General features: G+C 73.6%; 19 protein-coding genes and 3 pseudogenes. 13 read left to right on the top strand and 9 right to left on the bottom strand.

What is annotated here, in order from left to right:
* Window positions 1-12 precede the first annotated feature (12 nt).
* On the top strand, window positions 13-774 hold the full coding sequence (locus LRS07_RS06315) for a HesA/MoeB/ThiF family protein (RefSeq protein ID WP_260501115.1): 762 nt from the start codon (window positions 13-15) through the stop codon (window positions 772-774).
* On the opposite strand, the gene LRS07_RS06310 is transcribed toward LRS07_RS06315, so the two are convergent.
* Window positions 761-1,606, bottom strand: a complete 846-nt coding sequence (locus LRS07_RS06310; RefSeq protein ID WP_260501114.1) for a DUF429 domain-containing protein — start codon at window positions 1,604-1,606, stop codon at window positions 761-763. The two genes, LRS07_RS06315 and LRS07_RS06310, sit on opposite strands and share 14 nt — an antisense overlap.
* Before the next feature lie 66 nt (window positions 1,607-1,672).
* Between LRS07_RS06310 and LRS07_RS06305 the strand changes: the two genes are divergently transcribed.
* From LRS07_RS06305 to LRS07_RS22205, 6 genes and pseudogenes are all read left to right on the top strand, one after another.
* The gene (locus tag LRS07_RS06305) at window positions 1,673-2,737 is read left to right on the top strand and encodes a diacylglycerol/lipid kinase family protein (protein WP_260501113.1); all 1,065 of its coding nucleotides are present in this window, start codon (window positions 1,673-1,675) and stop codon (window positions 2,735-2,737) included.
* Between the two features lie 115 nt (window positions 2,738-2,852).
* A pseudogene (locus tag LRS07_RS06300) lies at window positions 2,853-3,248 on the top strand (metallophosphoesterase family protein); the annotation flags it as partial.
* A gap of 145 nt (window positions 3,249-3,393) precedes the next feature.
* The gene (locus LRS07_RS06295) at window positions 3,394-3,675 is read left to right on the top strand and encodes a hypothetical protein (protein WP_260502211.1); all 282 of its coding nucleotides are present in this window, start codon (window positions 3,394-3,396) and stop codon (window positions 3,673-3,675) included.
* 54 nt (window positions 3,676-3,729) lie between these two features.
* Window positions 3,730-4,320, top strand: coding sequence for a hypothetical protein (locus LRS07_RS06290; RefSeq protein ID WP_260502210.1), 591 nt, complete (start codon window positions 3,730-3,732; stop codon window positions 4,318-4,320).
* Window positions 4,321-4,371: 51 nt separating this feature from the next.
* On the top strand, window positions 4,372-4,779 hold the full coding sequence (locus tag LRS07_RS06285) for a response regulator (protein ID WP_260501112.1): 408 nt from the start codon (window positions 4,372-4,374) through the stop codon (window positions 4,777-4,779).
* Between the two features lie 18 nt (window positions 4,780-4,797).
* Complete coding sequence (locus LRS07_RS22205; protein ID WP_409450604.1) at window positions 4,798-5,346, top strand: DedA family protein; 549 nt, start codon at window positions 4,798-4,800, stop codon at window positions 5,344-5,346.
* Here the strand turns inward: LRS07_RS22205 and LRS07_RS06280 are convergent.
* From LRS07_RS06280 to LRS07_RS06270, 3 genes and pseudogenes are all read right to left on the bottom strand, one after another.
* Window positions 5,341-7,062: pseudogene (locus LRS07_RS06280) on the bottom strand (ATP-dependent DNA ligase); the annotation flags it as partial. The gene LRS07_RS22205 and the pseudogene LRS07_RS06280 sit on opposite strands and share 6 nt — an antisense overlap.
* Before the next feature lie 11 nt (window positions 7,063-7,073).
* Window positions 7,074-9,104 (bottom strand): S9 family peptidase, encoded by a 2,031-nt coding sequence (locus tag LRS07_RS06275; RefSeq protein ID WP_260501111.1) that lies wholly within the window; start codon window positions 9,102-9,104, stop codon window positions 7,074-7,076.
* Window positions 9,101-10,192 carry a ligase-associated DNA damage response exonuclease gene (locus LRS07_RS06270; RefSeq protein WP_260501110.1) on the bottom strand — a complete coding sequence of 364 codons (1,092 nt, stop codon included), beginning with the start codon at window positions 10,190-10,192 and terminating at the stop codon, window positions 9,101-9,103. The genes LRS07_RS06275 and LRS07_RS06270 overlap by 4 nt, the downstream gene beginning before the upstream one ends.
* Window positions 10,193-10,326: 134 nt before the next feature.
* Between LRS07_RS06270 and rfbB the strand changes: the two genes are divergently transcribed.
* The 6 genes and pseudogenes from rfbB to LRS07_RS22200 form a co-directional block, all read left to right on the top strand.
* Window positions 10,327-11,397, top strand: coding sequence for a dTDP-glucose 4,6-dehydratase (gene rfbB / locus LRS07_RS06265; RefSeq protein WP_260501109.1), 1,071 nt, complete (start codon window positions 10,327-10,329; stop codon window positions 11,395-11,397).
* The gene (rfbD, locus tag LRS07_RS06260) at window positions 11,394-12,290 is read left to right on the top strand and encodes a dTDP-4-dehydrorhamnose reductase (protein WP_260501108.1); all 897 of its coding nucleotides are present in this window, start codon (window positions 11,394-11,396) and stop codon (window positions 12,288-12,290) included. Before rfbB ends, rfbD begins: the two co-directional genes overlap by 4 nt.
* 20 nt (window positions 12,291-12,310) lie before the next feature.
* Window positions 12,311-13,195: a glucose-1-phosphate thymidylyltransferase RfbA gene (rfbA, locus tag LRS07_RS06255; protein ID WP_260501107.1), complete on the top strand. Its 885-nt coding sequence runs from the start codon at window positions 12,311-12,313 to the stop codon at window positions 13,193-13,195.
* 6 nt (window positions 13,196-13,201) lie between these two features.
* A complete protein-coding gene (rfbC, locus tag LRS07_RS06250) occupies window positions 13,202-13,783 on the top strand; it encodes a dTDP-4-dehydrorhamnose 3,5-epimerase (RefSeq protein WP_260501106.1) in 582 nt (193 codons plus the stop codon).
* 6 nt (window positions 13,784-13,789) lie between these two features.
* Window positions 13,790-15,058, top strand: a complete 1,269-nt coding sequence (locus tag LRS07_RS06245; RefSeq protein ID WP_260501105.1) for a glycosyltransferase family 4 protein — start codon at window positions 13,790-13,792, stop codon at window positions 15,056-15,058.
* A 48-nt stretch (window positions 15,059-15,106) separates the two neighbouring features.
* Window positions 15,107-15,406 (top strand): annotated as a pseudogene (locus LRS07_RS22200) (glycosyltransferase family 25 protein); the annotation flags it as partial.
* 528 nt (window positions 15,407-15,934) lie between these two features.
* Here the strand turns inward: LRS07_RS22200 and clsB are convergent.
* From clsB to LRS07_RS06220, 5 genes are all read right to left on the bottom strand, one after another.
* Window positions 15,935-17,167, bottom strand: coding sequence for a cardiolipin synthase ClsB (clsB, locus tag LRS07_RS06240; protein WP_260501104.1), 1,233 nt, complete (start codon window positions 17,165-17,167; stop codon window positions 15,935-15,937).
* A gap of 104 nt (window positions 17,168-17,271) precedes the next feature.
* Entirely contained in the window at window positions 17,272-18,075 is an 804-nt protein-coding gene (locus LRS07_RS06235) for an endonuclease/exonuclease/phosphatase family protein (protein WP_260501103.1), read from the bottom strand.
* A 64-nt stretch (window positions 18,076-18,139) separates the two neighbouring features.
* Window positions 18,140-18,619 (bottom strand): dihydroneopterin triphosphate diphosphatase, encoded by a 480-nt coding sequence (nudB, locus tag LRS07_RS06230; RefSeq protein ID WP_260501102.1) that lies wholly within the window; start codon window positions 18,617-18,619, stop codon window positions 18,140-18,142.
* 113 nt (window positions 18,620-18,732) lie between these two features.
* Window positions 18,733-20,526, bottom strand: coding sequence for an aspartate--tRNA ligase (aspS, locus tag LRS07_RS06225; RefSeq protein WP_260501101.1), 1,794 nt, complete (start codon window positions 20,524-20,526; stop codon window positions 18,733-18,735).
* A gap of 107 nt (window positions 20,527-20,633) precedes the next feature.
* Complete coding sequence (locus LRS07_RS06220; protein WP_260501100.1) at window positions 20,634-21,281, bottom strand: DUF502 domain-containing protein; 648 nt, start codon at window positions 21,279-21,281, stop codon at window positions 20,634-20,636.
* Window positions 21,282-21,317: the final 36 nt, after the last annotated feature.

Here is a 21,317-nt window from a genome sequence, read left to right as displayed (position 1 = left end):
TATGCTTGGTGCATGGACGACGACCAGCTGCTGCGCTACTCGCGCCACCTCCTGCTCGACGACCTCGGCGTCGAGGGCCAGCGCCGGCTGCTGGCGTCGCATGCGCTGGTGATCGGCGCCGGCGGCCTCGGCTCGCCGGCGCTGCTGTACCTGGCGTCGGCCGGCGTCGGCCGCCTCACCGTGGTCGACGACGACACGGTCGACCTGACCAACCTGCAGCGCCAGGTGGTGCACGGCGGCGACCGCATCGGGCGGCCCAAGGCCGAGTCCGCCGCGCAGTCGCTGCAGGCGCTGAACCCCGGCGTCGAGGTGCGCGCGCTGCAGGCGCGGGCCGACGCCGCGCTGCTCGCCCGCCTGGTGCCCGAGGCGCAGGTGGTGCTCGACTGCAGCGACAACTTCGCCACCCGCCAGGCGGTCAACGCCGCCTGCGTCGCGGCGCGGGTGCCGCTGGTGGCCGGCGCGGCCATCGGCTTCGACGCCCAGGTCTCTGTCTACGACCCGCGCCAGCCGGCGTCGCCCTGCTACGCCTGCGCCTTCCCGCCCGACGAGCCGGTGGAGGAGGCGCGCTGCGCGACGATGGGCGTGTTCGCCCCGCTGGTCGGCATCGTCGGCTGCGTGCAGGCGGCCGAAGCGCTGAAGCTGCTGGCCGGCATCGGCACCTCGCTGGCCGGCCGGCTGCAGCTGCTCGACGCCCGCGACATGGAGTGGACGACGATGCGGCTCGCCCGGCGCGCCGAATGCCCGGTGTGCGGTCGGCGCGTCACGCCGACGTGATCCAGCCTTCCAGGCGGTCCCAGTCGACCGGCAGCCCGTGGTTCGGCTGCACCGCGGCCCAGCCGGCCTGCATCAGGCACAGCACCGCGTCCAGCCGGTCGCCGCTGGCGTCGTCGACCAGGGCGTCGCGCTGCGCGTGGCTGAGCTTCAGGCGCAGGCCGAGGCGGCTGCGGCCCTGCTCCAGCGCATCGACCAGGTCCTTGCGCGCGATCAGCCGGTCCTGGGTGTGGCGCGCCGCCTCGTCGCTCTTGTACGAGCGGCGGCCGATCAGCTCGCGCGCCAGCAGCCCGGGGTAGCCCTCGAGCGCCACGCGGCCCGGGTCGCCCAGCTGGCCCACCGCGGGCAGGCTCACGCCGGCGGCGCGCAGCACCGGCACGCCGGCGTGCAGCATGAACGCGACCGGCGGGTTGACCCACTTCATCGACGGCGACGATCCCGCCGGGCCGTCGCAGGCGCGGTGGGCGAACTTGGCGCCGACGGGCCGGGCGGCGGTGAACGCTGCGAACGTGGCACGGATGGTGGCGCGGTCCATCGCGGCGTAGCGGTCCATCAGCGCGGCCCAGTCCGCGGGCCAGCCGAGCGACTGCACCAGTTCGCGCGGCAGGCCGAAGGGGAAGTCGAAGGCGCCGAGCCAGTCGCCCGGCGCGACCAGCGCGGCCAGGAAGCCGGCCTCGTCCGGCTGCGCCTGCAGGGCCTCCAGCCGGACCACCATGCCGGCCCGACGTCCCCAGGCCAGGGTGATCGGCTTGCGCTTGGTCGGACGGCTGGTGAAGTCCACGCCGAGCAGGCGGGCGGGCGTCGGGGACGGGGACGGGGGAGACGGTACGGCCATGGCGGATTGTCCGGGTCGCCGCGGGCCCGCCTTGGGGGCACGGGGCTTGCCTGGGTCTGCGCCACCATGGACCACCGCCCCGTGCTGCGCGCCGGACTGGCCAGCGCCGCCAGCTGGCTGCGGCCATCGCCCGCGCCGGTGACGGCGCCCGCCGGCGTGGACGCGGCCTCCGCCATGGCGACGGCCCGGGCGGCGTGCGCCGCCTGGCGGCCCGACGCGCCGCTGCACGTGGTGCTCAACGCCGCGTCCGGCCATGGCGACACCGACGAGCGCATCGCCGCCCTGCGGGAGGTGATGGGGACCCAGGGCCGCGCCCACGAGCTGCTGATGGTGCGGCGGCCGGCCGAGCTGCGCCGCACGGCCCAGGCCGCGGTGCAGGCCGCGCTGCGCAGCGGCGGCGCGGTGGTGGCCGCCGGCGGCGACGGCACGATCAACACGGTGGCCCAGGCGGTGCTGGAGGGTGGCGGCGTGCTCGGCGTGCTGCCGCAGGGCACTTTCAACTTCTTCGGCCGGGCGCACGGCATCCCGACCGAGCCGCGGCCGGCGACCGAGCAGCTGGCGGCGGCCCGACCCCAGCCGCTGCAGGTCGGCCTGCTCAACGGCCGCCTCTTCCTGGTCAACGCCAGCCTGGGCCTGTACCCGCGGCTGCTGGAGGACCGCGAGGCGTTCAAGGCGCAGTACGGCCGCCGCCGCGCGGTAGCGCTGCTCGCCGGCCTGGTGACGCTGATGCGCGAGCATGGCGACTGGGAGCTGGAACTGCAGGCGGAGGGCGAGGCCCCGCGGATGGTGCGCAGCTCGACGCTCTTCGTCGGCAACAACCGGCTGCAGCTGGAACGCGTGGGGCTGGACGAGGCGCCCGCCCTCGACGAGGGGCGGCTGGTGGCGCTGCGCCTGCGGCCCGTGGGCAGTGCGGAACTGCTCGGGCTGCTGTGGCGCGGCGCGATCGGCCAGCTCGGCGACGCACCGTCGGTGGACAGCTTCGCCTTCCGCCGCCTGGTGGTGCGCCGCATCGGCCGCCGCGCCGCCACGGTCAAGGTGGCGCTCGACGGCGAGATCGAGCGCATGCGCCTGCCGCTGACCTTCAGCGCTGCCCCGGCCGCCCTGCCGGTGCTGCTGCCGCCGGCGGCCTGACACGCCCGATGGCGGACGACGCCCGCGGGCCACACGCCGGGCCGCTTCCCAGCCGGCCGGCGGTCCCGACGGCCGAGCGGGGGGGGACCCGCCGGCCGAGGGACACCGCGGCCAGGTGCTGCTGCAGATCTCCGATCCGCACTTCGGCACCGAGCGCCCGGCGGTGGTGGAGGCGCTGGCCGCCCTGGCCGACGCGCAGCGGCCCGACCTGGTGCTGTGGACCGGCGACGTCACCCAGCGCGCCCGCCGGGCGCAGTTCGAGGCGGCCCACCGCCTGGTGCAGCGGCTCGGCCGCCCCACCCTGGCGGTGCCCGGCAACCACGACATCCCGCTGTTCAACCTCGCCGCGCGCGCGCTGTGGCCCTATGCCGGCTGGCAGCGGGTGTTCGGCCAGGCGCTGGAGTCGGTGCTGGACGAGGGCCCGTGGCTCATCCAGTGCGTGGACAGCACCCGACGTTGGCGGCACAAGCACGGCACGCTGTCCCGGGCGCAGGTGCAGCGCGTGGCCGGGCGGCTGCAACGGGCGCGGCCCGGGCAGGTGCGCATCGTCGCCTTGCACCACCCCTTGCACGTGCTGCGCGTGGGGGGACACCCACGACCTGGCACGGGCGCCGTCGCACGCCCTGCGGACCTGGCGCGAGGCGGGGGCCGACCTGGTGCTCGGCGGCCACATCCACTGGCCGTTCTGCGCGCCGCTGCCGGCCCCCGACGAATCGCTGTGGGTGGCCCTGGCCGGCACGGCGGTGTCGCACCGCGTGCGGGAAGGCATTCCCAATTCCGTCAACCTCGTCCGGATGCCGTCGGGAGACCGCTCCGGGGGTGTGCAGGTCGAGCGCTGGGACCACGAGGGCACCGCCTTCCGGCGGGTGGCCAGTCACCGCCTGGCAGACCCCACGAGCGAGCCCGCGGCGCCGCCAGGGCACGGCGCTTGCCGCTGATGGACTGCATCGGGCCGGCCGGCCCGCGACCGCCGCCTGCGCGGCCTCCATCCCATGAGTCCTGTTCCCGCTGTCGCCCTGCACGTCGCTCGGCCGGCCCCGGTGGCCGGCGCCATCGTGCTGCCGCTGCTGCGGCGCGCGTCGTCGGCCCTGTCCCGGCCCTTCGGCCCCCAGCGCCAGCGTCAGCACGCGCTGGCGCGGCTGCAGGCCTTCCTGCTCGGCTGGCTGCCGGCGCTGCGCCGGGCCCTGGCCGAGGACGGCTTCGTGCTGCCCCGGGTGCCGGACGCATCGACCCTGCGCCAGCGGTGGGTCGATGCGGGGGCCCATCCCGACGGCTTCGACGCCATCGCCCCCGATCCCCTGGCGGCCGCGTTGTGCAGCGGCCGGCCGGCGGCCCTGGGCTCGTTGTACGCGGTGCAGCTGTGGCTTGCAGACGACAGCCTCCCGGCCGGCGCCACGGGGCGCCTCAGGGAATTTCCTGGCGCCCTGCCGGGTGACCTGGACACGCGCCTGAAGATCAAAGGTACTCTCGCGCGGATGGCCGGGCTGAGCCCGGAGGAGGCGGCGGAAGCCGCCGACAGCGCCGCCCGCACATGGCAGTACCTGCAGCGGCGTCCGGTTGCCGGCTCGCTCGACCGACCCTGAAGGGCGCCGACCATGGCCACCTCGACCTTCGCCGCGGGCGCTTTCGCTGCCATGTCCTCCCCTCCCCTGCCCCTGACGACGCCCGCCCTGCGGGTGCTCTTCGTCGACGACAACGCCCTGGTGCGCGAGTCGATGCGCGAGTGCATCGAGGTGCTCGGCCACCAGGTGGTCGACGTCGCCAGCGCGGAGGAAGCGCTGGTGCGCCTGTCGCAGCAGGGCTTCGACGTGCTGCTGAGCGACCTCAACCTGCCGGGGCTCTCGGGCATCGAGCTGGCGCGCAAGGTGGCCGAGCAGCACCCCACGGTGCACACGCTGCTCTCGTCCGGTGTCGGCGGTTCGCTGGACCTGGCCCGCTACGGCATCCGCGCCGGCTGGCTGCCCAAGCCACTGTCGATGGACACGCTGGAGCAGGCGCTTCGCGACATCGCCCGCCACGGCGGCCCCTCGGCCGCGGCCTGACGCTGGCCCCGCCAGCGCATGGCCCTGGGCGACCTGGTCCAGACCCACGGCTACTGGCTGCTGGCGCTGGGCTGCCTGCTCGAAGGGGAGGCGGTGGTGCTGCTGGCCGGGTTGGCCGTGCAGCAGGGCCACCTGAACTTCGCGGGCGTGGTCGGCGTGGCGTCGGTGGCGAGCTTCGCCAGCGACCAGTTCTGGTTCTGGCTCGGGCGCCGGCACGGGCCGGCGCTGTTCCGCCGCTGGCCGTCACTGGAGCGGCGGACGGCCCGCGTGCGCGCGCTCATCGAACGCTTCGGCCCCTGGGTGATCCTCGGCGTGCGCTTCGCCTGGGGGCTGCGCATCGCCGGGCCGGTGCTCATCGGCACCACCGCCATCCGCGCCCCGCTGTTCGCCGCCCTCAACGCCGTGGGCGCGCTGCTGTGGGCCGCTTGCTTCACCGCGCTGGGCAGCGCCTTCGGCCAGGCCGCCGAATCCCTGCTCGGCGACCTGCGCCAGTTCCAGGGCCTGCTGCTGGGCGTGCTCGCCGCCGTCGCCCTCGGCTTCTGGTGGTACCGACGGCGCCGGGGCTGATCCCAGGAGCGCCTGCAGCGTCTGCAGGGTGTCGGCCTCGTGCAGCGGCTTGTCGTCGCGGATGCGCAGCATGCGCGGGAAGCGCACGGCGATCCCGCTCTTGTGCCGCCCGCTGCGGGCGATGCCCTCGAAGCCCAGCTCGAAGATCAGGCTGGGCCGCACGGTGCGCACCGGGCCGAACTTCTCGAGCGTGGTGGCGCGGATGCGCTTGTCCACGCGGCCGAACTCCTCGTCGGTGAGGCCGGAATACGCCTTGGCGAACGGCACCAGCTGCAGCGCGCCGGCGACGGCCGGCTCGCGGCGGGCGATGGCCTCCACCACCGCGGCCGCCTCCGCCGCGTCGGCCGGCGGGCGGTTCCACACCGCGAAGGTGTAGTCGGTGTAGACGCTGGCACGGCGGCCGTGGCCGCGCTGCGCGTAGACCAGCACCGCATCGACCGCGTAGGGCTCGACCTTCCACTTCCACCACACGCCGTCGGCCCGGGTGCGTCCGGCGCCGTAGCCGGCGTCGCGGTGCTTGAGCATGAAGCCCTCGACGCCGCGCTCGCGCGAGGCCTGGCGCAGGGTGGCCAGGTCGTGCCAGCTCGGCTCGCCGGGCCATTCGTCGGTGGCCCGCGGCGAAACGGTGACGCCGGTGCCGTCGAGCAGCGCTTCCAGCCGCGCGCGCCGCTCGTGCTGCGGCCGCGACCGCAGGTCCCGGCCGTCGGCCTCCAGCAGGTCGTAGGCGATGAAGTGCGCCGGCGCGTCGGCCAGCACCTTCTTCGTCAGCGTCTTGCGGCCGATGCGCTGCTGCAGCAGCGCGAAGGGCGCCACCCGGCCGGCCTTCCAGGCCACCACCTCGCCGTCGAGCACGGTGCCCGCCGGCAGCGCAGCGGCCAGTGCCGCCACCTCGGGGAAGCGGTCGGTGACCAGCTCCTCGCCGCGCGACCACAGGCACACGCCCTGGCCGCGCTTGACCAGCTGGGCGCGGATGCCGTCGTACTTCCACTCGACGAGCCACTGCGACGGCGGGCCGAGCAGCGCGTCGAAGGCCTCGACCGGCTGCTCCAGCGGATGGGCGAGGAAGAAGGGGTAGGGCTGGCCGTCGCGCCGAGGCCCGACGGCCCCGTCGGTGGCCTGGTCCATCGGTGCCAGCAGGGCGCGGAAGCGCGCCTCGGTGGGCGCCTGGCGGGCGTCGGTGTAGCCCATCATGCGTTCGGCCACACGCTTGGCGTCGAGGCCCGCCACCGCCGCCAGCGCCCGCTGCACGAGCAGCCGGCTGACGCCGACGCGGAAGCCGCCGCCGATCAGCTTGAGCATCAGGAAGCGGCCGGCCACGTCGAGCTCGTCCCAGGCCGCGGCCACGCGCAGCGCCTGCTCCTGCGGCGGCAGCGAACGCAGCGGCAGCAGGCGCTGCTCCACCCACTCGGCCAGGCCGGCGGTGGTGGTCGGGCCCGACGGCGGCGGCAGCACCAGGGCGATGGTCTCGGCCAGGTCGCCCACCGCCTGGTAGCACTCCTCGAACAGCCAGTCGGCGATGCCGGCGCGTTCGACCGCCAGGCGCCGCAGCAGCGCGGTGGGCACCGCCTGCCGGGGCCGGCCGCCGGCGAGGAAGTAGGCGGCCCAGGCGGCGTCGGCCGCCGGCGCCTCGGCGAAGTAGCGCTGCAGGGCCGCCAGCTTCTCGCCGGTGGCGGTGGTGGCGTCCAGCGCGGCGTAGAGGGCGGCGAAGCGCTCCATCGGGGCGACGCTCAGGGCTGCAGGTGCTGGCGGAAGAAGCGCAGCAGGTGGCCGAACTCCAGCGCCTGGTTGGCACGCGACGAGGCGCCGTGGCCCTCGTCGGCGAAGACCATCAGCTCCAGCGGCACGCCGCGCGCGCGGGCGGCGTCGTGCATCAGCAGCGCCTCGCCCACCGGCACCCGGGGGTCGTTGGCGCCCTGGATCAGCAGCAGCGGCGCCTTCAGTTGATGGACCCAGCTGGTGGGCGACAGCTGCACCAGCGCCTCGCGGTCGGCCACCGGGTCGCCGTACTCGCTGGTGCGCAGCGCGCGGCGGTAGGGCGCGGTGTTGTTGAGGAAGGTCAGCAGGTTGGCGATGCCCACGCTCGACGCCCCCGCGTCGTAGGCGCCGGCGAAACGGGTCATCGCCATCAGCGCCGCGTAACCGCCATAGCTGCCGCCGAAGACCCCCAGCTTCGGCGCCACGCCCTCGTGCGCCCAGGCGGTCTTCAGGTGCTGGGCGGCGTCCTCGATGTCGGTGATGACCTGCAGCCGCCTGGCGCCGTTGTCGGCGTCCAGCCAGGCCTGGCCGTAGCCGGTGGAGCCGCGCACGTTGGGCTCGACCACGCTGAAGCCGGCGTCCAGGAAGAGCTGCCAGATGGGCGAGAAGCCGGGGCGGCTCTGGCCCTCGGGCCCGCCGTGGAAGTGGACGATCACCGGGCAGGGCGGGCGGCCGGGCGCCGGGCTGCGGCAGGCCGCCGGACGGCGCACCACCATCGGAATGGCCGTGCCGTCGCGCGCCGGGTAGCTGGCCAGCTCCGCCGGCACGAAGCGCGACAGGTCGACCTCGGGCGCCGAGGGCACGGTCCACGGCGTCAGCCGGCCGGTCTGCCAGTCGAAGACATGGCCCTCGCGCGGCCGGTCGGCGCGGCCCACCGCCAGGCTGACGAACCGGCCGTCCGGGCTGGTGCCGCCGACGAGCTGGTGCTCCGCACCCGCCGGCCAGGGCAGCGGCAGGGGCTGCAGCGTGCCGGCGTCGAGCACGCTGGTGCGGGTGTAGCCGGCCTCGTTGCGGCTGACGTACAGCCGCCGGCGCGCGGGGTCGATGTCGAAGTCCTCGACGTCCCAGCGGTCCGCGTTCGATGAGACCGATTGCCGGCCGTCGCCGGCCGGCAAGGGCACCGGCTCGAACTCACCACCCGGCCGCCAGCGGTACAGCCGCCGCCAGTCGCCGAACTTTGGCGTGGCGACGAAGTACTCGCCGGGCCGCGGGCCGAAGGCCATGCGCCAGTCCACCCGCTCGCCCTGCCCCAGCAGCGGCTGCAGCGCGCGGGTGGCCTCGTCGAAGAGCCACCACTCGCGGCCGATGGAGCCGGTGGCCTGCACCAGCAGCAGCCGCCCGCCGTCGCCGATGTCGGCGATGCGCCAGTAGCCGCGGCCGTCATGCAGGCGCTCGGTGGTGCCGGCGGCGATGTCGTGGCGGTACAGCGCGTAGTCGCCCGGGCGCAGGTCGTTGGCCGCCCAGTAGAGCTGGCGGCCGTCGCGCGAGAAGCCCTGGAACACGGTCTGCACCCGGTCGACGTGCTGCAGCCGCCGCAGCGGCCCGCCCTCGGCCGGCTGCAGGTACAGGCCCGGGTTCTCGGCGCCGCCGCGGTCGCGCTGCACGGCCAGCCAGCGGCCGTCGGGCGACACGCCGGCCAGCGTGGTGCGGTCCTCGCCGCCGGTCATCTGCCGCGGGAACGCCAGCGGCCCGTCCAGCCGCCACACCTGCTCCACCCCGGTGACGCGCCAGCCGAAGTACAGCCGCCGGCCGTCGGGCGAGGGCCGGCCGAGGCCGGGCGAGCGCACGTCCAGCAGCGCCTGCACCTGGCGCGACAGCTCGGGCGGCAGCGGCGGCGGGCGGAAGCGGGCCAGCACCTCGGCGGGCACGGAGTCCGCGCCGAGGCCCTGGTAGCCGGGGGCGGACGTGGCAGGGGCCGGCGCCGGCGCACCCTGCGCTTGCGCCAGGCCGCCGATGCACAGCGCCACCCCGGCCATCAGCCAGCCGGGCAACCGTCGGGTCATGGGGTCTCCTCTGTGAGGTTCGGAACGGGGTCGGGCGCCGCCTCGGCGACGTCCAGCGCCGCGTCGTCGAATTCGGTGTGGAAGGCGCCCGCCTGCAGGCCCCGTTCCTGCAGCCAGCGCACCATCACCGCCTCGTAGCCGTGGGTGACGATGACGCGTTCGGCGCCGGTGGCCGCGATGGCGCGCTGCAGGCCGGGCCAGTCGGCGTGGTCGGACAGCACGAAGCCGCGGTCCACGCCGCGCCGGCGGCGGGTGCCGCGCAGCTGCATCCAGCCGCTGGCGAAGGCGTCGCGGGCGTCGGCGAGGCGGCGCGTCCACGGCGTGCCCTGCACCGACGGCGGCGCGACCACCAGCGCGCGGCGCAGCGCGGCCTTGTCCAGCTCGGTGACGGCGACGGTGTCCGGCAGCGCCACCCCGGCCGCACGGTAGGCGGCGTTGAGCGTCGCCACCGCGCCATGGACCGCGATCGGGCCGATCGACGGGTCGACGCCGGCCAGCAGCCGCTGCGCCTTGCCGAACGAGTACCCCATCAGCAGGCTGGGCCGGCCGGCCTCGGCGTTGGCCTGCCACCAGGCGTCGACCTCGGCGAACAGCTCGGCCTGCGGCCGCCAGCGGTACAGCGGCAGGCCGAAGGTGGATTCGGTGACGAAGCAGTCGCAGCGCACCGGCTCGAAGGGCGGGCACGTGGGGTTGACATCGTCGTCGTGGCCGCTGGTGAAGTAGTCCCCCGACAGCACCCAGACCCGGCCCCGGTGTTCCAGCCGAACCTGCGCCGAGCCCAGCACATGGCCGGCCGGGTGCAGGCTGAGGCGCACGCCGTGGTGCTCGATCACCTCGCCGTAGGGCAGCGTCTGCAGCGCGATGTGCTCGCCCAGCCGCGCCCGCAGCACGCCTTCACTGTCGTTGCTGGCCAGGTAGTGCGCATGCCCGGTGCGGGCATGGTCGGCGTGGGCATGGGTGATGACCGCCCGGTCCACCGGCCGCCAGGGGTCGATGTAGAAGTCGCCGGGCGGGCAGTACAGGCCGGCGGGCCGCTCGATCACCAGGTCGTCGTCCCCGGGCGCGGTCGTCGGATTCGTTGTGGACATCACGGACCATTGTGAAAGGGCGGCGCCGACCACCCGAAACAGGGTCCGGGTTGACCCGGTGCGGCACGGGGCCGCCGCTATGATCGCCCCGGCCGGGCAACCCCCCTGCCCGGGCGACCACGGCGACTTCACCCATGACGATTCTCGTGACCGGCGGCGCCGGCTTCATCGGCAGCAACTTCGTGCTCGACTGGGTCGAGCAGGTCGGCGAGCCGGTGGTCAACCTCGACGCCCTGACCTACGCCGGCAACCGCGCCAACCTGGCCGCGCTGGCGGGCGACGCGCGCCACACCTTCGTGCACGGCGACATCTGCGACCGCGCGCTGGTCGACCGCCTGCTGGCCGAGCACCGGCCGCGCGCCATCGTGCACTTCGCCGCCGAGAGCCACGTCGACCGCAGCATCAGCGGCCCGGCGGAGTTCATGCGCACCAACGTCACCGGCACCTTCACGCTGCTGGAAGGCGCGCGCGCCCACTGGGGCGGCCTGCAGGGCGCGGAGCGCGAGGCCTTCCGCTTCCACCACGTCAGCACCGACGAGGTCTACGGCAGCCTGGCGCCCGACGCGCCGGCCTTCACCGAAGACCATCCGTACGAGCCGAACAGCCCCTACTCGGCCAGCAAGGCGGCGAGCGACCACCTGGTGCGCGCCTGGCACCACACCTACGGGCTGCCGGTGGTCACCACCAACTGCTCGAACAACTACGGGCCGTTTCACTTCCCCGAGAAGCTGATCCCGCTGATGATCGTCAACGCCCTGGCGGGCAAGCCGCTGCCGATCTACGGCGACGGCCAGAACGTGCGCGACTGGCTGTACGTGCGCGACCACTGCAGCGGCATCCGCGCGGTGCTGGCCGGCGGCCGGCTGGGCGAGACCTACAACATCGGCGGCTGGAACGAGAAGACCAACCTCGAGATCGTGCACACCGTGTGCGACCTGCTCGACGAGTTGAAGCCCGATGCCGCCGGCTCCTACCGTCGGCTCATCACCTACGTCAAGGACCGGCCCGGCCACGACCGTCGCTACGCCATCGACGCCCGCAAGGTCGAGCGTGAACTGGGCTGGCGCCCGGCCGAGACCTTCGACACCGGCATCCGCAAGACCGTGCGCTGGTACCTCGACCACACCGACTGGGTGCAGCAGGTGCAGAGCGGTGCCTACCGCGACTGGGTCAGCCAGCAGTACGGCGCGGAGCGCCGCGCATGAGGATCCTGCTGCTGGGCAAGGGCGGGCAGGTGGGCTGGGAGCTGCAGCGCTCGCTGGCACCGCTGGGCGAGTTGGTCGCGCTGGACTTCGACAGCACCGAGCGGCATGCCGACTTCAGCCGCCCCGAGGGCCTCGCGGCCACGGTGCAGGCGGTGCGGCCCGACGTCATCGTCAATGCGGCGGCCCACACCGCGGTGGACAAGGCCGAGAGCGAACCGGCGCTGGCGCAGGCGATCAACGCCACCGCGCCCGGCGTGCTGGCCCGTGAGGCGGCGGCGCTAGGCGCCTGGCTGGTGCACTACAGCACCGACTACGTCTTCGACGGCAGCGGCGAGGCGCCGCGCGACGAGGAGGCGCCCACCGGCCCGCTCAGCGTCTACGGCCGCACCAAGCTCGACGGCGAAGACGCCATCCGGGCCAGCGGCTGCCGACACCTGATCTTCCGCACCAGCTGGGTCTACGGCGCCCGCGGCGGCAACTTCGCCAAGACCATGCTGCGGCTGGCGGCCGAGCGCGACCGGTTGACCGTCATCGACGACCAGATCGGCGCGCCCACGGGCGCCGACCTGCTGGCCGACATCACGGCGCATGCCTTGCGCGCCGCCTCCCGAGACCCGTCCCTGGCCGGCACCTACCACGCGGTGGCCGGCGGGCAGACCAGCTGGCACGGCTACGCCCGCTTCGTCATCGGCTTTGCGCAGGCCCGCGGCCTGGCGCTGAAGACGGCGGTCGACGCGATCGAGCCGGTGCCCACCACCGCCTTCCCCACCCCGGCGCGGCGACCGCTGAACTCGCGGCTGTCCACCGCCAGGCTGCGCCAGCGCTTCGGCCTGACGCTGCCCGAATGGCAGGTGGGGGTCGAGCGCATGCTCACCGAAGTCCTGGACCGCTGAAGCCACGAAGACGCACACCGATGACACAACGCAAGGGCCTCATCCTCGCCGGCGGCTCCGGCACCCGGCTGCACCCGGCCACGCTGGCGCTGTCCAAGCAGCTGCTGCCGGTGTACGACAAGCCCATGGTGTACTACCCGCTGTCGACGCTGATGCTGGCCGGCATCCGCGACGTGCTGGTGATCAGCACGCCGCAGGACACCCCGCGCTTCCAGGCGCTGCTGGGCGACGGCAGCCGGCTGGGAATGAACATCGGCTACTGCGTGCAGCCCAGCCCCGACGGCCTGGCGCAGGCCTTCATCCTCGGCCGCGACTTCATCGGCGGCGCGCCGAGCACGCTGGTGCTGGGCGACAACATCTTCTACGGCCACGACTTCGCCGGCCTGCTGAAGAACGCGGCCAGCCGTCCCGACGGCGCCAGCGTCTTCGCCTACCACGTGAACGACCCGGAGCGCTACGGCGTGGTCGACTTCGACGAGGAGCAGCGCGCCGTCAGCATCGAGGAGAAGCCGGCGCAGCCGAAGAGCAGCTACGCGGTGACCGGGCTGTACTTCTACGACCGGCAGGTCTGCGACATCGCGGCCGACATCCGGCCCAGCCCGCGCGGCGAGCTGGAGATCACCGACGTCAACGCCCGCTACCTGGCCGCCGGCCAGTTGCAGGTGGAGATCATGGGCCGCGGTTATGCCTGGCTGGACACCGGCACCCACGACAGCCTGATGGAGGCCGGCCAGTTCATCGCGACGCTGGAGAAGCGCCAGGGCCTGAAGGTGGCCTGCCTGGAGGAGATCGCCTACCGTTCGGGCTGGATCGACGCCGCCCAGTTGCAGGCGCTGGCCGAACCGATGCGCAAGAACGGCTACGGGCAGTACCTGCTGAAGGTGCTGAACGACCGCACCTTCTGACCCCCAATGAAACTCGTCCCCACCCGCCTGCACGGCGTCGTCATCGTCGAACCCGCGGTCTTCTCCGACGACCGCGGCTGGTTCATGGAAAGCTTCAACGAGCCGCGTTTCCACGCGGCCCTCGGTGAGCTTGGCCTGCCCGCCCCTCGCCCCTTCGTGCAGGACAACCACTCCTGCTCGCAGCGCGGCGTGCTGCGCGGCCTGCACTTCCAGCGGGCGCCGCATGCGCAGGGCAAGCTGGTGCGGGTGGTGCAAGGCGCGGCCTTCGACGTTGCGGTGGACATCCGACCCGGGTCCGCCACCTTCGGGCAGTGGGTGGGCGTCGAACTGGACGCGCAGAACCGCCGTCAACTGTGGATCCCCGAAGGCTTCGCCCACGGCTTCCTTGCGCTGCAGGACGACACCCACTTCCTCTACAAGACCACCGACGTCTACGCCAAGGACTGCGAGGGCGCGATCCGCTTCGACGATGGCGACATCGGCATCGCCTGGCCGGCGCTGGAGGGGCTGAGCGCGTACCGGGTGGCGCCCAAGGACGCGGCGGCGCCGTCGCTGGCGGCGTGCCGGGCCACGCTGCAAGCGGCGTAGCGGCGCATGCGCGTCCTGCTCATCGCCGAGGCGGCGAACCCCGAGTGGGTGAGCGTGCCGCTGGTCGGCTGGTCGATGGCGTCGGCCATCGCGCGCGCCACCGACGCCCACATCGTGACGCAGGTGCGCAACCGGGACGCCCTGCTGCGCGCCGGCTGGCGTGAAGGCGAGCACTTCACCGCCCTGGACACCGAGGCGCTGATGGCGCCGCTGTGGCGCGTCGCCGAGACCATCGCCGGCAAGAAGGGCGGCTGGACGCTGAAGACGGCGATCGCCAGCCTGTCCTACCCCTACTTCGAGCGACTGGTGTGGCAGCGCTTCAAGGCCGACGTGACGGCGCGCCGCTTCGACCTGGTCCACCGCATCACGCCGCTGACGCCCACGGCGGCGAGCAGCCTGGCCGCCCGCTGCCACGCCGCGGGCGTGCCCTTCGTGATGGGGCCGCTGAACGGCGGCGTGCCCTGGCCGCCAGGGTTCGACAGCGCCCGGCGGCAGGAGCGCGAGTGGCTGTCCTATGTGCGCGGGGCCTATCGCTGGCGGCCGGGCGTGCGCGCGACCTGGCGCCACTCGGCCGCGCTGATCGCCGGCTCCCGGCACACCGCCAGCGAGTTCCCGAAGGCGCTGCAGTCCCGGTGCCACTACCTGCCCGAGAACGGCATCGACCCCGCCCGCTTCAGCGGCCAGGCCGCACCGTGGACCGGCGGGCCGGTGCGGGGCTGCTTCATCGGCCGGCTGGTGCCCTACAAGGGGCCCGACATGCTGCTGGAGGCAGCGGCCCCGCTGCTGCGCGACGGCCGCCTGCGGCTGGACATCGTCGGCGACGGGCCCCTGATGCCGGACCTGCAGGCCTGGGTGGCCACCGAGGGCCTGCAGGCGGCGGTGACGCTGCACGGCTGGGTGCGGCACGACCAGGTGCAGGACGTGCTCCGCCAGGCGCACATCCTGCCGTTCCCCAGCGTGCGGGAGTTCGGCGGCGGCGTGGTGCTGGAAGCGATGGCGCTCGGCGTGGTGCCGGTGGTGGCGGACTACGCTGGCCCGGCGGAACTGGTGGACGACGCGGTGGGCTTCAAGGTGCCGATCGGACGCCGCGAGGACGTGGTGACCGGCTTCCGGCGGGTGTTGACCGACATCGTGGACCGGCCGGCGGAACGGCTGAACGGCCGCTCGGTGCAGGCGCGGCAGCGCATCGCCGACCGCTACACCTGGGACGCCAAGGCGGCGCAGGTAATGGACATCTACCGGCAGGTGCTGAAGCAGACGCAGCGCCCTCGCTGACCCCATGGCGAGCCGGCGCGCAGGAGCGCCGTTTGCCGCGGCGGCGCCATGCCCGCCGTCGACTGGTCGCTGTTCGATCGCATCTACGTCATCAACCTGCCGTTCCGCGTCGACCGGCGCCGGGAGATCGAGCAGCAGCTGCTGGCCGTCGGGCTGAGCCTGCAGTCCCCGCGGGTGAAGCTGTTCGAGGCGGTGCGACCGGCGGACGCGGCCGGGTTCCCCACCCTGGGCACACACGGCTGCTTCCTCAGCCACCTGGGGGTGCTGCGCGACGCGGCGGGGCTGTCGCGCATCCTCATCCTCGAGGACGACCTGAACTTCTCGCGCGACTTCCTGGCGCAGGCGCCGTCGATGTTCCAGGCGCTGGCGGCGGACCGGAACTGGCGCTTCTTCTACGGTGCCAACAGCGCGAACTTGCCGCAAGGCGAGGGCCTGCTGCCGCTGCCACCCGACGTGCCGCTGATCGGCGCCCACTTCCTCGGCATCCAGGGCGACACCGCCCCCATCGCCGACTTCCTGGCCGCCATGCTGACCCGGCCGCCGGGCCACCCGGAGGGCGGTCCGATGCACGTCGACGGGGCGTACTCCTGCTACCGCGCGGTGCGCCCGGAGGAGCCGGCGCGCTACGCCTGCCCGGACCTGGGGTACCAGCGCCCTTCCCGCACGGACATCCACGCGCTGGCGTGGTACGACAACGTGGCGGGGGTGCGCGACGTCGCCTTCGCGCTGCGGCGCTTCAAGTCCACCTTGCGCGAACTCGGCCTGGTCGGCCGGCCGAGCGGGGGCCGGCCGCGGAACACGTTGCCCGGGCCTCCGCGTCCTCCGGCGGCCAGCGGCCGGCCGACCGGCCGCGCTGAACCGGACCGCCGGCGCGGCTCAGTAAGGCCGCGTGATGCCCGCCATGCGCAGGTAAATCAGGGCCCCCCAGGCCACCACCCCGCGCCGCAGCGCCCCCCACCAGCCGCGCGACGGCCCGGCGCGGTCGACCCGTCGCGACTGGGCCAGCGCCTGCGCCAGCCGCTGGCCCAGTTCGTCGGCGAAGCCGGCGTCGTCCACCGCCACGTTGGCCTCCAGGTTGAGCAGCAGCGACAGCGGGTCGATGTTGGAGCTGCCGACCGTCACCCAGCGGCCGTCGACCACCGCCGCCTTGGCGTGCAGCCAGGCCGGGGTGTACTCGTAGATCTCCACCCCCTGACGCAGCAGTTCGTCGTAGAGCACCGTGGCCGCCAGCCCGGCGATGCGGTAGTCCAGCTTGCCCTGCAGCAGCAGGCGCACGCGCACGCCGCGGCGGGCGGCCTGGCGCAGCGCGCGGCGGAAGCGCTGGCCGGGGTAGAAGTACGGCGTGACGAGGTCGATGCTGTGCCGGGCGTGGCGGAAGGCCTCGAGCTGGCTGTGCTCGATGGCGCCGCGGTGGCGCAGGTTGTCGCGCACCACGAAGGCCGCCCGCACCGGCGATCCGTCGCGCACCCCCGGCAGCAGCACTTCCACCGGCGGCGCGATGCGCAGGCTGCGCATCAGCCGGCCGGCACCCTTGACCGGCTCCGCGCTGCCGACCAGCGCCGCCAGCTCGCCGCGCCAGTCATGCCCCAGGGCTGCCCGCGACCACAGCGCGCGGGCGGTGTGCGCGACGGGCAGCACCACCGGCCCGGCCAGGCGCACGGCGTAGTCCAGGCGCGGCGCATCGGCGCGGCCGTGGCGCACGTCGACACGGTCGTCGAGGATGTTGATGCCGCCGACGAAGGCCACCTCGTCGTCGACCACGCACAGCTTGTGGTGCAGACGCCGGAACTGCCCCGGCTGCAGCACCGCCCACCAGCGGTCGAGCGGCCGGAACACCGCCAGCGACACCGACGAGCCGGCCCACCAGCGTTGCAGCTGCGCCAGGCTGCCGCGGCTGCCGAAGCCGTCCACCACGACGCCCACGCGAACGCCGCGCCCGGCCGCCTCGCGCAGCGCCTGCGCCATGGCCTGGGCCGCCTCGTCGTGGTGGAAGATGTAGGTGACCAGCCAGACCTCGCGGCGGGCGGCGGCGATGGCCGCATGCATCGCCGGGAACAGCTCGTCGCCCCCGGCCAGCAGCCGCACGTGATTGCCGCCGGTGTAGACCACGCGCCGGCTCAGGTACCAGGCCCGCCACTGGGCACGGCCCAGGTCGGGTGCCGACGGCTGGCGGTCGGGGGGGCCTGCATGGTGTGGGGCGGCCCGGCAGCGCCTCAGGCCGGCTCCAGTTCCACCACCAGCGGCAGGTGGTCGGACATGCGCACCCAGGCGCTGCCGCGCGGCACGAAGGTGCCGCTGCAGCGCAGCCCGCGCACGTAGACGCGGTCGAGGTGGAACACCGGCACCCGCGACGGGAAGGTCGGCTTCTCTCGACCTTCCGGCGGTCGCGACCGCGCAAGCCCGAGGCCGGCCATCGGCCCGTCGAGCTTCTCGCCCCAGTCGTTGAAGTCGCCGGCCACGATCAGCAGTTCCCCCTTCGGCACGTGCTGCTCGATGAAGGCCGCGAGCTTCTGCACCTGGCGCACCCGGCTGGCGTGGATCAGGCCGAAATGCGCCACCACCGCGTGCACGGTGCGGCCGCTCCACTGCACCGGCACGTGCAGCAGGCCGCGCTGCTCGAAGCGGTGGTCGGACACGTCGTGGTGGCCGATGTCGCCCATGGGCCAGCGCGACAGCAGCGCATTGCCGTGCTCGCCATGGCGGGTGATGCAGTTGGTCCGGTAGGCCACTTCGTAGCCCGGCGGCGCCAGGAACTCGGCCTGCCCGCCGTCGGGCCAGCCGAAGGTGCTGCGGTCGAACTGGCGCGCCTGCAACGTGTGGAACAGCCGCACCTCCTGCAGGAACACCAGGTCGGCGTCCAGCGCCTCGACCCCCAGCCCCAGGTTGTGGATCTCCAGCCGGCGCGCCGGGCCGATGCCGCGCACGCCCTTGTGGATGTTGTAGGTCGCCACCCGCAGCCGGTGTTCGGCGAGCGTGGCGGAGAACGGCGGCAGGTGCGTGGAGTGGAGCGGGTTCATCAAGGCGCCGCGGGCGGGGTCTCGTCGATGATGCCGCACTGCATGCGGCATACCCGTTCGAGGGTCAGCTCGCGGTGGCGAAGCGCGGCAGCATCAGCACCGCCTCGGCGTTCGAGGGCGAGAAGCAGCGGTCGGCCGCGTCGCGCCAGGGCAGCCAGGCATGGGCCAGGTGCTCGCGCGGGGCCAGCGTGACCGGCGTGCCCGCCGGCACCCGAAGGCCGAACACATGCTCGGTGTTGTGGCTGACACCCGGTGCATAGCGGTGGCGCCACACCGGGTAGATCTCGTAGACGTTCTCCAGCCCCCAGTCCACCAGGGCCGACGCCGGCACCCCGGGCGCGCCGACGACGATGCCGGTCTCCTCGGCCACCTCGCGCGCGGCCGTCTCGGCCAGGGCCTCGTCCTCGCGGTCCAGCGACCCCGTCACGCTCTGCCAGTAGCCGGGCCGGTCGGCGCGCTCCAGCAGCAGCACCTCCAGCGCCGGCGTGTGGATCACCACCAGCACCGAGCGCGGGATCTTGAAGGGGCGGGGGCCCTCAGCCACGGCAGCAATTCCCTTCGGGACCGAGGCGCAGCGGTCAGCGGCGGCGCTCGCCGAGGAGCGCTGCGCGATCCCCGCCCCGGGGTCGCGACGCGGGCGCCCTCGGGGCGGCGCCGTCAGGCGGCGGCAGGCGCCACATTCCGCAGACGGATGTGGAGTTCGCGCAGCTGCTTCTCGTCCACCGGCGACGGCGCGCCGGTCAGCAGGTCCTGCGCCCGCTGCGTCTTCGGGAAGGCGATGACGTCGCGGATGGAATCGGCCTTGGTCATCAGCGTCACCAGGCGGTCCAGCCCGAAGGCCAGGCCGCCGTGCGGCGGCGCGCCGTACTGCAGGGCGTCGAGCAGGAAGCCGAACTTGGCCTGCGCCTCCTCGGGCCCGATCTTCAGCGCGGAGAAGACCTTGCTCTGCACGTCGGCGCGGTGGATGCGCACCGAGCCGCCGCCCAGCTCCCAGCCGTTGAGCACCATGTCGTAGGCCTTGGCGACGCAGGCGCCGGGGTCGGTGTCCATCAGGTTCTCGTGGCCGTCCTTCGGTGCGGTGAAGGGGTGGTGCACCGCGTTCCAGCGCTGGCCCTCCTCGTCGTACTCGAACATCGGGAAGTCGATCACCCACAGCGGCGCCCACCGGTCCTCGAACAGGCCCTTGGCGCGGCCGAACTCGCTGTGGCCGATCTTCACCCGCAGCGCGCCCAGCGCGTCGTTGACCACCTTGGCCTTGTCGGCGCCGAAGAAGATGAGGTCGCCGGTCTGCGCCCCGGTGCGGCGGACGATCTCGTCGACCGCGCGGTCGTGCAGGTTCTTGACGATGGGGCTCTGCAGCCCCTCGCGGCCCTTGGCCAGGTCGTTGACCTTGATCCAGGCCAGGCCCTTGGCGCCGTAGATCTTCACGAAGTCGGTGTAGCCGTCGATCTCGCCGCGGCTCATGTCGCCGCCGCCGGGGATGCGCAGCGCCGCGACGCGGCCGCCCTTCATCGTCGCCGGCCCGGAGAAGACCTTGAAGTCGACGTCGGCCATGACGTCGGTCAGCTCGGTGAAGTCGAGCTTGACGCGCAGGTCGGGCTTGTCCGAGCCGTACAGCCTCATCGCCTCGCTGTACTGCATCACCGGGTAGGTGCCCAGGTCGACGCCCAGCGCCTTCATGAAGACGTGGCGGATCATGCCCTCGGTCAGGTCGCGAATCTCCTGCTCGGTGAGGAAGCTGGTCTCCAGGTCGATCTGGGTGAACTCGGGCTGGCGGTCGGCGCGCAGGTCCTCGTCACGGAAGCACTTGGTGATCTGGTAGTAGCGGTCGAAGCCCGAGACCATGAGCAGCTGCTTGAACAGCTGGGGGCTCTGCGGCAGCGCGAAGAACATGCCGTCGTGGACCCGGCTGGGCACCAGGTAGTCGCGTGCGCCCTCGGGGGTGCTGCGGGTGAGCATCGGCGTCTCGATGTCGACGAAGCCGTGTTCGTCGAGGTACTTGCGCACCTCCATCGCCACGCGGTAGCGCAGCATCAGGTTGTGCTGCATGGCCGGGCGGCGCAGGTCGAGCACGCGGTGGGTCAGGCGCGTGGTCTCGGACAGGTTGTCGTCGTCGAGCTGGAAGGGCGGCGTGACGCTGGGGTTGAGCACCTCGAGTTCCTGGCACAGCACCTCCACCTTGCCGCTGGTGAGGTTGGCGTTCTCGGTGCCGGCCGGCCGCGCCCTCACCTTGCCCACCAGCTTCAGGCAGAACTCGTTGCGCACGCCCTCGGCGGTGGCGAACATCTCCGGGCGGTCGGGGTCGCACACCACCTGCACCAGGCCCTCGCGGTCGCGCAGGTCGATGAAGATGACGCCGCCATGGTCGCGCCGGCGGTGGGCCCAGCCCATCAGGGTGACGGTCTGGCCCAGCAGGGCCTCGCTGACCAGGCCGCAGTAGGTGGTTCTCATGTCGACTATCTCCGCAGGTTCGGCAGCGGCGCCTGCAGCGGCGGCTTCGGTCGAAGCGCGTGGCCGGGCGCCGGGTGTGGTGGGTGGCGGTTGGGTGAGGCGCCGGCTCAGTGGGCGGCCGCGGCGGCCAGCGCCACCCGCGGCGGCGGCGGGGCCACCACGCCCATCGAGATGATGTACTTCAACGCCTCGTCCACGCTCATGCCCAGGGGCACGACGTCGGCGCGCGGCAGCATCAGGAAGAAGCCGGACGTCGGGTTGGGCGTCGTCGGCACGTACAGGCTGAGGTAGTCGCCGCGCAGGTGGTCGGCCACCTCGCCGCCGGGACGGCCGGTGACGAAGGCGATGGTCCAGCTGCCGGCGCGCGGGTACTCCAGCAGCACGGCCTCGCGGAAGGCGTTGCCGTTGCTGGAGAACAGCGTGTCCGAGACCTGCTTGACCGAGCTGTAGATGGATTTGACGATGGGGATGTTGGACAGCAGCCGGTGTCCCTGCCGCAGCGCCCATTGGCCGGCGATGTTGGTCGCCGCCACGCCGGTCAGCCAGAGCGCGACCAGCAGCACGACCACGCCGAGGCCCGGCGTGCGCCGCAGCCATTCGATGGTCGGCACCGCGGCCTGCGGCAGCACCGCCTGCACCGCGTCGAGCAGACCGCCGAAGACGCCGGTCATCAGCCCGAGCACCCACATCAGCACCCAGACCGTGATGGCCAGCGGCAGCCAGACCAGCAGGCCGGCAAGGAGGTGTTTCTTCACGCCGGGCTTTCTTGCGGGGAGGGAGCGCGCACGATC

The organism is Aquabacterium sp. J223, assembly GCF_024666615.1.
In the GTDB taxonomy this organism is placed as follows: Bacteria; Pseudomonadota; Gammaproteobacteria; order Burkholderiales; family Burkholderiaceae_C; genus J223.
This window is presented reverse-complemented; position numbering and strand designations above follow the sequence as displayed.